This is a genomic window from Streptococcus sp. 2021WUSS109 (genome assembly GCF_044427305.1).
Classification (GTDB): domain Bacteria; phylum Bacillota; class Bacilli; order Lactobacillales; family Streptococcaceae; genus Streptococcus; species Streptococcus suis.
On record NZ_JAOTGF010000031.1, the window covers coordinates 1 to 14,255 of the forward strand.

Annotated in this window: 9 protein-coding genes, 1 tRNA gene, 1 other RNA gene and 1 pseudogene; 4 read left to right on the plus strand and 8 right to left on the minus strand. The window is 39.0% G+C overall.

All coding sequences use genetic code 11. The features are described 5' to 3' along the window. Positions 1-319: 319 nt before the first annotated feature. From ide-Ssuis to ODU37_RS09910, 4 genes are all read right to left on the minus strand, one after another. Positions 320-3,502 carry a host-specific IgM cysteine endopeptidase Ide-Ssuis gene (gene ide-Ssuis / locus ODU37_RS09895; protein ID WP_249562556.1) on the minus strand — a complete coding sequence of 1,061 codons (3,183 nt, stop codon included), beginning with the start codon at positions 3,500-3,502 and terminating at the stop codon, positions 320-322. A 160-nt stretch (positions 3,503-3,662) separates the two neighbouring features. Beyond that, positions 3,663-5,168 (minus strand): pyruvate kinase, encoded by a 1,506-nt coding sequence (gene pyk / locus ODU37_RS09900; protein WP_002935530.1) that lies wholly within the window; start codon positions 5,166-5,168, stop codon positions 3,663-3,665. 66 nt (positions 5,169-5,234) lie between these two features. Beyond that, the gene (pfkA, locus tag ODU37_RS09905) at positions 5,235-6,245 is read right to left on the minus strand and encodes a 6-phosphofructokinase (protein WP_024381452.1); all 1,011 of its coding nucleotides are present in this window, start codon (positions 6,243-6,245) and stop codon (positions 5,235-5,237) included. An 84-nt stretch (positions 6,246-6,329) separates the two neighbouring features. After that, positions 6,330-9,440, minus strand: a complete 3,111-nt coding sequence (locus ODU37_RS09910) for a DNA polymerase III subunit alpha (RefSeq protein WP_249562557.1) — start codon at positions 9,438-9,440, stop codon at positions 6,330-6,332. Between the two features lie 157 nt (positions 9,441-9,597). Here ODU37_RS09910 and ODU37_RS09915 point away from each other — a divergent pair, with 157 nt between their 5' ends. The 3 genes from ODU37_RS09915 to ODU37_RS09925 are packed head-to-tail and all read left to right on the plus strand — an operon-like array spanning position 9,598 to position 11,471. Then, positions 9,598-9,972 carry a GntR family transcriptional regulator gene (locus ODU37_RS09915; protein WP_002935537.1) on the plus strand — a complete coding sequence of 125 codons (375 nt, stop codon included), beginning with the start codon at positions 9,598-9,600 and terminating at the stop codon, positions 9,970-9,972. Continuing rightward, positions 9,965-10,672: an ABC transporter ATP-binding protein gene (locus ODU37_RS09920; RefSeq protein WP_023370791.1), complete on the plus strand. Its 708-nt coding sequence runs from the start codon at positions 9,965-9,967 to the stop codon at positions 10,670-10,672. Before ODU37_RS09915 ends, ODU37_RS09920 begins: the two co-directional genes overlap by 8 nt. A 16-nt stretch (positions 10,673-10,688) precedes the next feature. Continuing rightward, on the plus strand, positions 10,689-11,471 hold the full coding sequence (locus ODU37_RS09925; RefSeq protein WP_105121383.1) for an ABC transporter permease: 783 nt from the start codon (positions 10,689-10,691) through the stop codon (positions 11,469-11,471). A gap of 43 nt (positions 11,472-11,514) precedes the next feature. Here ODU37_RS09925 and add read toward each other — a convergent pair whose 3' ends face one another. The 3 genes from add to ssrA all read right to left on the minus strand — a co-directional run bounded on the left by add (position 11,515) and on the right by ssrA (position 13,111). After that, on the minus strand, positions 11,515-12,516 hold the full coding sequence (gene add / locus ODU37_RS09930) for an adenosine deaminase (RefSeq protein ID WP_161950659.1): 1,002 nt from the start codon (positions 12,514-12,516) through the stop codon (positions 11,515-11,517). A 157-nt stretch (positions 12,517-12,673) separates the two neighbouring features. Further along, a tRNA-Ser gene (locus tag ODU37_RS09935) sits at positions 12,674-12,761 on the minus strand. Positions 12,762-12,763: 2 nt separating this feature from the next. After that, positions 12,764-13,111: a transfer-messenger RNA gene (gene ssrA / locus ODU37_RS09940) on the minus strand. Positions 13,112-13,220: 109 nt separating this feature from the next. On the opposite strand from ssrA, the gene ODU37_RS09945 reads away from it, so the two are divergent. Beyond that, positions 13,221-13,814, plus strand: coding sequence for a TVP38/TMEM64 family protein (locus ODU37_RS09945; RefSeq protein WP_024411732.1), 594 nt, complete (start codon positions 13,221-13,223; stop codon positions 13,812-13,814). A 139-nt stretch (positions 13,815-13,953) separates the two neighbouring features. Here the strand turns inward: ODU37_RS09945 and ODU37_RS09950 are convergent. After that, positions 13,954-14,131, minus strand: a pseudogene (locus ODU37_RS09950) (transposase); the annotation flags it as partial. Positions 14,132-14,255: the final 124 nt, after the last annotated feature.

A 14,255-nucleotide genomic window follows, 5' to 3' on the forward strand; every position in this document is an offset into this window, starting at 1 on the left:
TGTGATAAACTGTAACTGGTTTTAGCCATTTCTTTTTCCTCCTTTATCTAACCTGAACAATTAGATTATATCAGGAAAAAGAAATGGAAGCTCAAAGCCTTGTCAGCCACCAGCATAGCTGGTGGTTTTCTTGTTTTTCTCTACGAGAAAAACTGGCTCGAAGCCATAATACAATAAGCAACGGGGGGAACCTCGTTGCTTATTTCTATCTAGAATACTACCATTCTAGTCTCAAACTATTAAAGAATTATCTATAGCATGTTATAGCAACTATAGGAACTGATTCACTTAAAAACCTAATTCGTTGAAAATATTTCTTTTACTTACGTCTTTTCTTTAGCAAACCTAAAGCACTACCAAGAACAAGAGTCAATAGACCGACTCCCATAATCTGTCTTGAAGTAGGTATACTTACTTTCGAAGATTGTTCTACGCCTAAAATTTGTTTTGCACCTGCTTGAGATTGAACTCCCATATTCTTACCAGATTCAATAGTATTATTTGAGGTTTGTGAGCTATTTTCTACGAGCACTACAGGCTCAGAAGCAGATGAAACCGTTTCAACTAACTCTGTCTCCTTGTGTTCCATAACAATTTCTGATTTAGACGCTTGACGCTCTGTATTATTAGTCACTAATAACACAGTATTCTGATAGCTCATACCTATCTCAGTACTATTTGAGTTTGAAGACTGAGCGATAGTGGCTTCTAGCAATGGAGCCCCTGCTTCTGCTAAGCTTGATTCTAGCAATTCTTTCTTAAGAATTTTTGATTGAACAGAGCTTGGCCCTTCAGTATTTGGTTTTCTAACCTCTCTTTTCGATAACGAAGAAACTTCCACTTCTGCATTCGTGTCTCTCTTAGAACCGATAAGGGGGATAGCTACTGGTTCAATCACTGGATTATCCAGATTAACTGATGAAACAGCAGTTAGAGAGATAGCTGCATGAATTTCAGAATTGTCGACAGATGCAGCTTCGACATTAGTTGATTTGCTCGAGGTTGGTTCTGCAATTTCTGTCTCTCCAGCCTGAATGGAGTCTTTTTCAAGCAGAGTAGCTACAGATTCAGCTTCGGCATTCGTTGGTTCGCTCAAAGTTTGTTCCGCATTTTCTATCTCTCTGGTCTGAATGGAATCTTTCTCAAGCGGAGTGGCTACAGATTCAGTTGTGGAACTATCTGCATATGCCGAGGAACCACGGGGAGTAACTGAAGAGGTAGCTGAATGGATTTCAGAATTGTCGATAAGTTCAGCTTCAACACTAGTTGATTCGGTCGAGGTTGGTTCTGCAATTTCTGTCTCTCCGGCTTGAATGGAGTCTTTTTCAAGTGGAGTAGCTACAGATTCAGTTACGGAATTATCTATATACATCGGGGAACCATGAGGAGTAGCTGCATCATTAACAGGAGTGACCACAGATTCAGTTTCGACATTCGTTAGTTCTACAGGAGAGATTTCTACATTTTGATGTGGTATTGAGTCTGGTTGTTCAGAAACAACCGCCTCCACTCTATCTTCTTCTTTGTCATTTGCACCATCTACGATTAGGGTGTCTGACAGAAGTTCCGAACTCTGATTTTCAACTTTTTCTGATTCAAGAAGCTCTTCAACTTGGGCTACCTCATCATTTTTCACATCTTCTTCAACAGCTACTACTAGCGAATCCGTTTCTGACGTTTGCATGTTTCTTGATAGTTCTGAACCAAATTCATCCTTGTTTTCAATAATTATTGGCAATGTATCTGCCTCTTGTTCAAAAACATTATCTCCCTCAGCCTCTACAGAAGATGTCGTTTGGACCTCCACTGGAAAATGCAATTGATCGGCACCATCTGCAATAAGACCTGCATTCTCTGTGTCTGCTTCCAAATTTGTGGAACTTGTTTCTTGAGATGATAGAGAATCAACATCTGAAACCGTTGAGCGATCACCTACTGGTAAATCTGGTGCCAAAGCATTTCCAACTTCTGAAATAGGAAAATCTAAACTCTTTAAACTATTTAAACCATTTTCCAATGCACCACTTAGCATCTCAGAACTTTCTGCCTTTTGAATAGATAGAATTCCTTGATTATAGAGATTATTTAGTTTTTCAAGATAAATCAGTCGCATTGATTCTGGCAATTCAGATTGTCCTTGAATAGACAAATCCAACGCCTTCTTTGTATCGGCTAATGTCTGACTAGCTGTTTCTTTGGCTTTTGCAAGTGGATTGAAATATTCTTCCCATAAGTCTTGACCCAGACGGATTGTATGGACATAATCCAAAAGCGCTCCAGCTGAATTATTTTTCATATGATTATTCAAACGTGGATTTCCAGAAGCATCACGAGTGATTCCCATACGCTTCAAACCAATTTGTTCTTGTTGGTCATCAGAATCTGTGATATAGACAGCCTTAATCTTACCTTGATTGTCGTACTCAGCACCCCATACCGTCACAATATGCGTTGCATAACCTAATGTTCTATAAGTTAAGCCGAGTAATCCTTTGCTTTCCAAAACAGTTCGAACATCCTCACCAAACCGCTCATAACTACCACTAAAAATTCGATTTGTCAGTTTTTTCTCTTTGAAAACGTCGTAGAAAAAGCCACCCCTACTATCGGGTACTAACTGGCTATCTTCCAGATTGACACCGCCCTGTGCCTTAGGTTTATATCCGTTAATAAACAAGTCAACCAAGGCATCTGATACAAAACCATTTGTACGATAACCATAGTAAGTTTTGAACATATCAAAAACTCGACTATTTTGTTGATTTTGGAATGAATTAATATAGCGCCGTAAGTCCGTTATTGCGTAGTTTTCTTCAACATTTACTGTACCCTTTTTTTCTTTGAGATATCGCTCAACATAGGAACTATTCTGTTCCAACCACCAATGTACCATGTTTGAAGACACAGCTGCAAAACAAAGATTAAGGTCAATAAATGAAGCATTCAGACTCTTATTGGTATCATAGTAGCCTTTTCCAGCCTCAAATGGCGCTGTATAGTTTAAATAGTCTCCATACTTTTCCTTTACAAAACCACCGCTTTGTTCCATTACAGGAGGAGTAATTCCATAGGCCCATACAATTTTTCGTTGCTCGCCACTCTCCGTTTGGTAACTGGTGTGATTCAAAATTTCTTTTGTCTCAGTAACCTCTATCTGATTTTGCTCATTTGTCGTAACTTCTGAGTCGTCTCTAGAAACTGCATTCTCGTCCCCATTGTCCGATTTCATCTCTACCGCACCATCTCGTTCAGCACCAATAGATGATGGGATGTTATCTACTACTTTCTCTACAATTTCAGAGCTAGAATCATCTAAAGAGCCTAATTTTTCTGATTCAGTAGACGCCTCTTCTTTTTCTTGTAATTCCTCAATCGTTAGATTTTCTCTTGTGGTAACTGTGTCAGCAACAACAGTCGGTGCATAGATTGCAGTACATAGTAAAGATACAGAAACCAATCCAACTGCTGACTTTCTTAAAGAAAATCGTTCTTGAATTCTCATCTTTCCTCCATTTATATTTATATTCTTTGAACAAGTTATTCTTACTCTTATTTATTTTTTATATCAACATCCCAAAATCATTTAGCGACAAAAAATCTATAACAGCACGTATTTAACTTATTCTCTAATTACTACAAAAAGGTCCAAGCGGACCTTTTTATTATTTTACTGTACGAACACGCATAGTGTTTGTTGAACCTGCAACACCTACAGGCACACCAGCAACGATAATAATATCATCTCCTGCTTCAACAAGACCTTGCTCTTTGGCAATGCGTTCAGCCAAATCAAACATATCGTCAGTTGAATCTGGACGGTTTGTTACAATTGGAATAACACCCCAGTTAAGCATCAATGATTTTTGTACTTTCTCAGTAAATGTTACTGCCAAGATGTCCGCATCTGGACGGTATTTAGAGATTGAACGAGCTGAGTAACCTGTTTCTGTAACTGTTACAACTAGTTTGATGTCCATTGAGTGACATGCGTCTTTTACTGCAGAAGCAATAACTTCTGTTTTAGAGGCACGATTAAACTGATCAGAGTTCAAACGACCATATTCATTAAGAAGAGTCTGTGCGTTTTTAGCGATAGTTGCCATTGTACGAACTGATTCTACTGGATATTTACCGTTTGCAGACTCACCTGAAAGCATTGTTGCGTCAGTACCATCGATAACTGCGTTGAATACGTCTGATACTTCTGAACGAGTTGCACGTGGTTTTTCAGTCATTGTTTCCAACATGTTTGTTGCTGTGATAACTGCTTTACCAGCTGCATTCACTTTAGTGATAATCATTTTTTGGTAAACTGGAACCATTTCAAATGGTACTTCGATACCCATGTCACCACGAGCAATCATGATACCATCTGCTGCTTCGATGATTTCGTCGATGTTGTCGATACCTTGTTGGTTTTCGATTTTCGCAAACAATTGAACGTGATCGTTACCAGTTTCTTTACAGATGTTACGAACAACTTCTACGTCTTTTGCAGTACGTACAAATGAGATAGCAATAAAGTTCAAACCTTGCTCAAGACCGAAGCGGATATCTGCATTATCACGCTCTGCAAGAGCTGGGAAAGGAATTTTTGTGTAAGGGATGTTTACACCTTTTTGTTTAGCAATTACACCGTCGTTTTCAACCAAAACAACAAATTCACGGTTTACTGCATCTTTTTCAACAACTGTCAAACCAAGTTTGCCATCATCAACAAGGATTTGCTTACCAACTTCAACATCATCAAAGACATCCAAACCACCTGCTACGTTCAGGGCAATCACTTCTTTTGTAGATTTGATACCTTGTTTTGTAGCAACACGCAATTTGTCACCAGTTGTATATGCGTATTCTTTTGCATCATCTTCAAACAATTCTGTACGGATTTCTGGACCTTTTGTATCCAACAAGAAACCTACTTTTTTACCAGCGATTTCTTCTGCACGACGAACTGTTGCCATACGATCACCTTGCTCTTGGTGGTCACCGTGTGAGAAGTTGAAACGGAAAACATTGGCACCTTCTGTAATCAAAGCAGCAATTTTCTGTGCTGATGACTCAACATCCAATTTTTCACCCCAGTAACCATCGTCACCGAATTTTTTACCACCACGGATTTCTACCGCTGGACCAAGGGTTGCAACAATTTTAACACGTTTGTTCATCTTAACAAAACTCCTTTTATTTCAATGGTCATATGACCCTTAATTAACACTTTAAAACAACGATGCCTAGATTGACAAATTACGGTTCAAATCAGCCAATTCCAAATCTGCTTTATGCGGATTATTAACTACAATCTTGCCATCAGTAGTCAAGCTAAACAAGGCACCTTCTTCTGCAGTTCCAAGAATTGGATTTTCAACCATTTGCTCGTTACGGATACCTACCGCAAGACCACCACGGCCTTCTTTAAGCAATTTAACGGCATGAGCTCCCATACGAGAAGCAAGTACACGATCACGCGCTGTTGGAGAACCACCACGTTGGATATGACCAAGTTCTGTCACACGAAGATCACTTGTATCGCCTGCTGCTTTCAATTCTTCAGCAAACTGTGCCGCTGGCATAACACCTTCGGCCAAGACAATGATGCTATGTTTCTTACCTTTATCGTAACCCGCTTTAATACGGTCAACAACATCGTTGATATTGAAGTCTTCTTCTGGAACAACAATAACATCTGCACCAGAAGCAATACCAGCCCAAAGAGCGATATCACCTGCATGACGTCCCATTACTTCAATGACGAAAGTACGACGGTGACTTGATGAAGTATCGCGAATCTTATCAATCGCATCCATAGCAGTTGTTACAGCTGTGTCAAAACCGATTGTAAAATCTGTCCCCACGATGTCGTTGTCAATGGTACCAGGTACACCAATAGCTGGGAAACCATGCTCCGTCAAGCGCATTGCTCCGTGGTAAGAACCGTCACCACCGATAACAACTACACCTTCAATACCATGTTTTTTCAATTGCTCAATCCCTTTAAGTTGCCCTTCTAATTTGGCAAATTCTGGATAACGAGCTGAACCAAGGAATGTTCCTCCACGTGAAATAATATCACCTACAGAACGTGCAGACAATTCATGGATATCACCCGCAACCATACCTGCGTAACCTTCGTTGATTCCATAAACTTCCATTCCTTCTGAAATTGCTTGACGAACAACTGCACGAATAGCAGCATTCATACCAGGGGCGTCACCACCACTGGTCAAAACAGCAATACGTTTCATTCGTTAATGCTCCTTTAACTTTTCATTTTAACTGCCCTATTATAACATACTTAACCTAAACTTGCTTGACTTTTTGCTATTTTTTTATCGAAAAATCGTTTTCATAACAAATTCACTTAACTCTTCTTCTAATTGAGGCGTTTTCATAACCATGTGATGCTCAGCCTGAATTGTCTGATTACTATCTTGATAATGAAGTACTACTGGAATGCTTCCTCTATATTTATCCAAAATACGAGCAACGGCATAATCGTGTTCTCGATTTTCCAAAAGAATCCAAAATTTCTCCAAACTGACAGGCTCTAATTTTTCTAGAACTAATTGCAACTGTCCATCGCGCTCTTGCACTCTACCTGTGATGTAGCCCATTGCCCCTTCTTCCAAAATAGAAGCGTATTGGCGATAAGATTCTGGGAAAAGCGTCACGTCAAGCGTCCTCTTGGTATCTGTCACTCGAAGAAATGCCATCTGCTCCCCAGTCTTTTTGGTACGAATCAATCGAATAGCTTGAATCTGCACAAGAACGGTCGCTCGATTGCCAACCGCTAAATCAGCCAAATCTGTAAAACTACGCTTAGACTCTCGACAAATAGTGACTAAAGGATGCGGACTAATACCAACACCTAGCAATTCTTGCTCTAGCATAAATTTTTCGCTGTCACTGTAATCTTCTACATCTGTCCAACTATAACTCTCCTCTGCAAAAAATGTACCAATCGCCTCTGCAAAGACAAAGAGATTGTCTAGATTTTCAATAATCTTTTTACGATTGGCGTCAAAATCATCAAATAAACCAATCTGAATAAGAGGGATCAGTAAATCTTTTTTCTTGAAATTATCTGGCAAGCGCAAAATAAAATCTTCTACAGACTTATAGGGACGATGATCCAATATCCATAGAGCTAAATCTTTAGGCAAACCTTTTAGTGTTTTTAATCCTAGGTAAACCTTACTTTTATCAAACTTATCGTGATAAGGAATATTGTTAATCGTGAGTTGAGCTACCTCAAAGTCAAACTGCATCGCATCTTCAATATAAGCACTGCTAGAATGATTGAGCATGACATCAAAAAAGACATCCGTATAGTGACTCTTGAAATAGGCCATTTGAAAGGCTAAGGCTGAATAAGCATAGGCATGGCTACGGTTAAAACCATAACCAGCGAACTTAGCCATCATGCCAAATATTTCCCTTGCATTCTCTTCAGCATGTCCGTTTTTCAGTGCTCCCTGTAAAAATTCCGCTTCCATTGCCTGCATTTCCTGGACATTCTTTTTAGACATCGCCCTGCGGAGTAAATCAGCCTTTCCAAGCGTAAATCCTGCATAGACCTGTGCAATCTGCATGACCTGTTCCTGATAAAGCATGATACCATAAGTCGGTTGTAAAATAGGAGCAATGGTTGGGTCCAACAAATCAACTGTCTCTTGTCCATGCTTGCGTTTTACAAAGTTATCCGAATAATCACTAGCCCCCGGTCTATTCAAACTCGTTGTTGCAACTATATCTTCAAATCGACCAGGTTTGACCCTTCGAAGCAGGCTAATCGCACCAGGCTGTTCAAATTGAAAAATTCCCTTAGTTCGACCAGCAGAAAAAAGTTCCAAGGTTTTCTTGTCTTCTAAATCTATCTTGGCAATATCAATTTCCTGCTGATAACGTTCACGTACTCCTTCTGCCATTTTTTGCACAAAGGTCAGATTTCGTAAGCCAAGGAAATCCATCTTCAACAGACCATTCGCCTCAACAGCATGTGCATCATATTGGGTTACCAGCATGTCATCCCCTATTTTAAGAGGGATGGTATCTGTCAAGTCCTCATCACTCATCACTATCCCTGCTGCATGGATAGAAGTCTGTCGGGGTTGCCCTTCAATTTGTTGAGCAATCGAAAAAGCTTTTTGGTACTCTATCTTACTATTGATAATCTGACGAAAAGCGGCATTTCGCTGATAGGCAGAAGTAAGACTATCCCTAAATGAAATTTTCTTGGTAATATTACTTAACTCATATTCAGGTGTTCCGAAACGCTTAAATACATCACGAATGGCCTGCTTAGCTCCAAATGTCGAGTAGGTTACAATTTGCGCAGCATGGGTTGAACCATAACGATCTCGTACATAACGAATAAAATCTGCTCGATGAATATCTGGAATATCAATATCAATATCGGGCATTGAATAACGTTCAGCATTGAGAAAGCGTTCAAATAGAAGATTATGCTTAACAGGATCAATACCTGTGATATTTAAGGCGTAGGCAACTAGGCTTCCAACAGCTGAACCGCGCCCCATTCCCATGTAGTACCCTTGGCTACGTCCAAAACGAAGTAGGTCCCATACAATCAAGAAATAATCATCAAATCCCATTTGATGAATAATGGATAATTCCTTTGCCAAGCGTTCCTTATACAGTGAATTAGTCAAGCCCTTTTCTTCTAATCCTTGATAGGAGCGTTCGTATAATTCTTCCACTGCAGGTCTGTCACGATTAAAACGCGGCAATTTTAAATCTGTATTTAATTGATAAGAAATCCCTGCAACCAAGTCACGTAAATTATCAACTGCTTGCGGAAACCGATTAGAAAATAGATTGGTTAAGCTATCAGCCGATAAAAGCTTTTGTCGACTATCTATATCTACAACTTGATTAAGTGGAATATTATCTCGAATAGCATGTAGAACCTGTAGACTTTCCAATTGTTCCTCTTCAAAAAAACGAACCGTATGAATCGGGAGTATTGCTTGCTTAAAATCTTGAACCGGTGTGTCAACTGTCACTCCGATATAATAGTTTACACCCAAATCGAGGTGCTCAATGCCAGAAAAATAAGGAACAACCACTGCTATGTCGACTAAATACTGACGAATGGTTTCAAAATCATCTTGCCCTGTCATCTTAGCAGTCGAAATTTTCAATAGATTGCGATAACCTCTGGTTGTCAGAGCAATCAATTGAGTAGTGACATCCTGCTCCTCTCTCTGTAATTTCCAGTCCAGTTCACAACCAATAATTGGTTGAAGCCCCATTTTGTTACAGGATTCCATAAAACTATAGGCTGCATAAAGACTATTTTTATCCATTATCCCCAATGCGTGATAACCGAGCTCTTTAGCCCTGCCTACATAACTCTCTATCGTCACCATGCTATCCATAAAGGTATAAACTGTCTTTGTATCTAATTGTGCTAGCATGGTATTCTCCTTTTGTTGTTTCTTCTTAAATTATATCAAATAATCATCAAAAAATATTTTAAAAAAATTCAAAACATTTCCCTTGTTAATTTATATGATTTATTGTATTATTAATATAAGACATACACACGGGTGTCATCCTAGAAAGGAAACGATTATGGCTTGGAAATTTGATAATAACATCCCCATCTATATTCAAATCAGCAATACTATTAAATTGCAGATTGTGACCAATCAATTAAAATCTGGAGATAAACTTCCAACTGTTCGTGACTTAGCCGACATTGCTGGCGTCAATCCAAATACCGTTCAGCGCGCTTTGTCTGATTTAGAAACAGAAGGATTTGTTTACTCAGTACGCACAACAGGCCGTTTTGTAACGGATAATCAGGAATTGATTACACAAACTCGCCTACATTTAGCCCAAAAGGAACTGGAGAACTTCGTGAACAATATGTTAGAATTGGGCTTTAGACACGATGAACTCACTAGCCAGTTAGATGATTATTTGAAGGGAGTTACTTATGAGTAACGCATATACTTTGGTTGAGCTACAGCAAGTTTCAAAATCTTATGGTGGAGCTGTCGCCCTAAATAATGTTAATTTGAAGTTAGCTGCCGGAAAAATCATAGGACTTTTGGGACCAAATGGTTCGGGTAAAACAACCATGATTAAATTGATCAACGGTCTGTTGCAGCCAGAATATGGTCAAGTATTGATCAATGGTCGCACACCATCGCCAGAAACCAAGGCAATTGTATCTTATCTCCCAGATACCACTTATCTTGATGAACATATGAAAGTGCTCGAAGCAATTACGTTTTTTGAAGATTTTTACGCTGATTTTGATAAGGAGCGTGCTCTCCATCTTTTACAAGATTTGGGTATTGATTTAAACAGTCGTATGAAACATCTCTCCAAGGGGAATAAGGAAAAAGTCCAGCTCATTCTGGTGATGAGCCGTCAAGCACAACTGTATGTTTTAGATGAGCCAATTGGTGGTGTTGACCCTGCCGCCCGAGACTACATTTTAAAAACCATCGTCAACAACTACTCTCCGACTGCTTCTGTTATTATCTCTACTCACTTAATTTCAGATGTTGAGCAAATTTTGGACGAGGTTATTTTCCTCCATTACGGAAGCGTTATTCGCCATGGGAATGTAGATGACTTGCGAATTGAAAGCGGAGAATCTATTGACGAACTCTTCCGCCAAGATTTTAAGGCTTAGTTAGAAGGAGATTGCTATGTTTAAAAAATTATTGAAATACGAATTTCAATCCGTAGGTAAATGGTATTTGGGAATTTATATTGCAGCTGTAGCCCTATCAGCAGTACTTGGTTTTTGGCTACAAGCGTTGGCCCTACGTACGCAGGCTGGAAATACTGAACCTGGCGGTGGAGAGATGGTCTTATTGGGAACATCCTTTATGACTTTTGGTATTTTGATTGCCGCACTCTTCTTGTCAACATTTGTTCTAGTAATCAACCGTTTTAGAAAAAATGTTTATGGTCGACAAGGTTATCTCACTATGACCCTGCCGGTATCTAGCCATCAGATCATCTTAAGCAAACTACTTGCCTCTATTGTTTGGTATGTCTTGGCAGGTATTACTTGCTTACTTTCAATTGGAATCATCCTTGCAGTCATTCTAGCAGCAAGCGAGGAAGCCGTTACGCCAGAAATACAAACTTTTGTTCAAGCTATCGACTGGACAGTTTTACTTAGTCAGCTTGTCTATTATTTAATTGAAATTACCACTGGTATCCTTTTGATCTACTTCTCTATATCTGTCGGTCAATTATTCAAGGATCATCGCTTCCTCTTTGCAATCTTGACTTATATCGGCATTCTCATCGTTACTGGAGTATTTAGCACTTTCTTTGTCCTAAGTAACCTAGGAGCAGCTTATTCTACACCATTTTCTCTCTATCCAAGTCCAGTCTTAGCATTAGTCAATATTATCCTAGCTTTTGCTTACTACTTTGGAACCCACTTCATTATGACAAAGAAATTAAATCTACAATAAAAAGCTCTTTACTGGTCTAATCGACCGGTATAGAGCTTTTTTCTTAATACTGTTGGTCTAGGAGTTCCAACAAAACTTTCTTTTCTTCTTCGCTGGCAAAACTTGCCTGAATGGCGTTTTGATTGAAGCGATAAAAATCAGCCTTGCTAGTCCCAAAACATTCTACAAATAATTGATATTCTCTATTAAGTGTAGTATTAGAAACGGTACGATTATCTGTGTTGATTGTGATGTTTGCTCCTGCCTCAACTAGCTCATGATATGGAAAATACTCAATCGAATCAGCTGCACCAGTTTGAAGATTCGATGTTAGGCACATTTCGAGTGTTGCTCCGCTATTGACAAAAGCTTGGATAGCTTCAGGATTGCGAGTAAGTGCTGTGCCATGACCAATCCTTCTAATCCCAAGTTCAAGAGCTTGAATCACATTGGTCACACATCCACATTCTCCGGCATGGAAAGTCATGGGATAACCTAAAGACTGAGTAAATTGAATAATATCCCGAAGTTCTTCCGTAGGATAGTCTGCTTCATTTCCTGCAAAATCAAATCCCACAAGTCCTTTTGGTGCCAAATCAGCAATAGCCGAAAAGAGTTCCTTCGTTTGATTCGTATTCGTTTGCTTTAAACCACAAACCAAAAGTTTAGCAACCACTCCAAAATCTTCCTGCCCCCTGTTTAGTCCAACTAAAACTGCTGAGACCGCTTGTAAAATAGTCAAGTCTTGATCCGTCGACAGTTCTGGTGCAAAACGAACCTCAATGTAAATGATCTTATCTCTTGCAGCTTGTCGTACAAGATCATAGGCTGCCAATTCTAAAGCTGATGCGGTTTGTAAGAGTGGACGAACAAAATCGAATAACTTTAAATAAGCCAATAAACTATCAACTTTTCCGTGAACACTAACTAATTTTCTTAATGCTTCATCTTCTGCAGGAATAGTGATTTTAGCCATCTGTGCCAATTGTCGAATTATTCCGAGAGACAATGAGCCGTCCAAATGACAATGCAACTCTGTTTTGACCAATTCATTTACATTCAACACTGTTAACACAACCTCCATCTGGTATGTTGTTAACTATCATATCATATTTTTGAAGAAAAACAAGTTTTTTACCATAAAACCTGAACTTTCATTTATTTTCAGTTGCATCATTCACAGACAAAAAAAGAACGACAATCAGTCGTTCTTCAATAACATACGGAAGACATGGGATTCGAACCCACGCACGCTGTTACACGCCTACCGCGTTTCCAACACGGCCTCTTGAGCCTCTTGAGTAATCTTCCATATATGGAGCTGGTGGGAGTCGAACCCACGTCCAAACACCTGCTAACTTATTCGTCTACAACCATAGGTTATGTCTTGCTTTAACTTGAACTCGATACATAACTCAAACCTAGACCAAGCGAGTCAGTAAATCTCTTTTGGAACTGCCTGACTCAATCCCAACGTAGCTTGTTATTTTAAGACCAATCAGCAAACACAAGCAATTCGCGACTGGTCACGCAGGCAGGTTATTAAGCTGCTAATGCGTAAGTGTTTGTATTTTTTGCAGTTATATTTAACTGGCATTTTTACATCTGCCGATGAGTTGCAGAACAAGCCTCATAATGCCTGTCGAATCCGTAACAACCCCGTAGGATTTGATACAGGAATTATTATAGCAGAATTTTTTATAAATAGCAAAATTATTTTACATTTTCCTTACAATTTAAAAAAATTTTGAAATATGGTAAAATGAAAGTATGTATAAATTTTGGCAAAAAACCATTCAAGTATTAAGTATTTTGACCCTTATCGGGACTGCTATTTTTCTGTTTTGGCTCTATAAGATTGGCATTTTGAACGACCAAAATGTCTTAAGCGATTTAATCAAAAGCCAAGGTGCTTTAGGTAGCCTCTCCTTTTTAGCTATTCAGATTATTCAAGTTGTATTTCCGATTATTCCAGGTGGTGTTACGACTGTTGTGGGTTTCCTCGTATTTCATTTTTGGTGGGGATTCTTTCTCAATTATCTTGGAATTTCAATCGGTAGTATCATCCTTTTCTGGTTGGCTCGTCGCTATGGAAAGAAATTTTGTCTCCTCTTCATGTCTGAAGATACATTTTACAAATATGAAAGCAAAATTAATAATAAACGTAGTTATGAAATTTTCTTTATTCTCTGCATGCTTTCTCCCATTTCTCCAGCTGACATAGTGGTGATGATTACTGGATTAACAAGCATGAGCTATCGGAAATTTATTATGATTACTTTACTTTGTCGCCCTTTCTCAGTTGTGGCCTATAGCTTCTTTTGGATCTATGGCAGCCAATGGTTGCAGCAATTGTTAGGATAAAATCATAACCACCCGTGAAAACGGGTGGCTTGTACACCGGCTATAAGCCGTTTCTCTCCAGCGACGTCTAAAGACGTTCGCTGAACTTCGTTCAGGTTAGTGCTATAATTACTTGACTAATGCCCGTAACAACGGGCTTTTATCTTGTTCTAAAACTACTATCTGAAAATGGATCTTCATATTTTTTAACACTTAACTTATCAAGTGCGATGTCATTTTTCTCCTGCTCGCGAATATATTTCGCTACCGTCTTTTCGTTCAGTCCAACGGTACTCACATAGTAGCCTCTAGCCCAAAAACTTTCGATTTCCATACTTACCTGTGGTACTAGTTCATTTCAAACTACAATAAAAAGCCCAAATAGACTATACTGTAAGTGTCTAAACATACAGGAGGTTAGTCCAAATGAGCTACTTACAGTATACTGCTAAATCTCATCAT

What these genes read in the sequence shown, in the direction of transcription:
- ODU37_RS09925 (WP_105121383.1), top strand. Translation starts at nt 10,689, where the DNA reads ATGTTTAAAAAATTATTGAAATACGAATTTCAATCCGTAGGTAAATGG.
- pyk (WP_002935530.1), bottom strand. Translation starts at nt 5,168, where the DNA reads ATGAACAAACGTGTTAAAATTGTTGCAACCCTTGGTCCAGCGGTAGAA.
- ODU37_RS09920 (WP_023370791.1), top strand. Translation starts at nt 9,965, where the DNA reads ATGAGTAACGCATATACTTTGGTTGAGCTACAGCAAGTTTCAAAATCT.
- pfkA (WP_024381452.1), bottom strand. Translation starts at nt 6,245, where the DNA reads ATGAAACGTATTGCTGTTTTGACCAGTGGTGGTGACGCCCCTGGTATG.
- ODU37_RS09910 (WP_249562557.1), bottom strand. Translation starts at nt 9,440, where the DNA reads ATGCTAGCACAATTAGATACAAAGACAGTTTATACCTTTATGGATAGC.
- ide-Ssuis (WP_249562556.1), bottom strand. Translation starts at nt 3,502, where the DNA reads ATGAGAATTCAAGAACGATTTTCTTTAAGAAAGTCAGCAGTTGGATTG.
- ODU37_RS09915 (WP_002935537.1), top strand. Translation starts at nt 9,598, where the DNA reads ATGGCTTGGAAATTTGATAATAACATCCCCATCTATATTCAAATCAGC.
- ODU37_RS09945 (WP_024411732.1), top strand. Translation starts at nt 13,221, where the DNA reads ATGTATAAATTTTGGCAAAAAACCATTCAAGTATTAAGTATTTTGACC.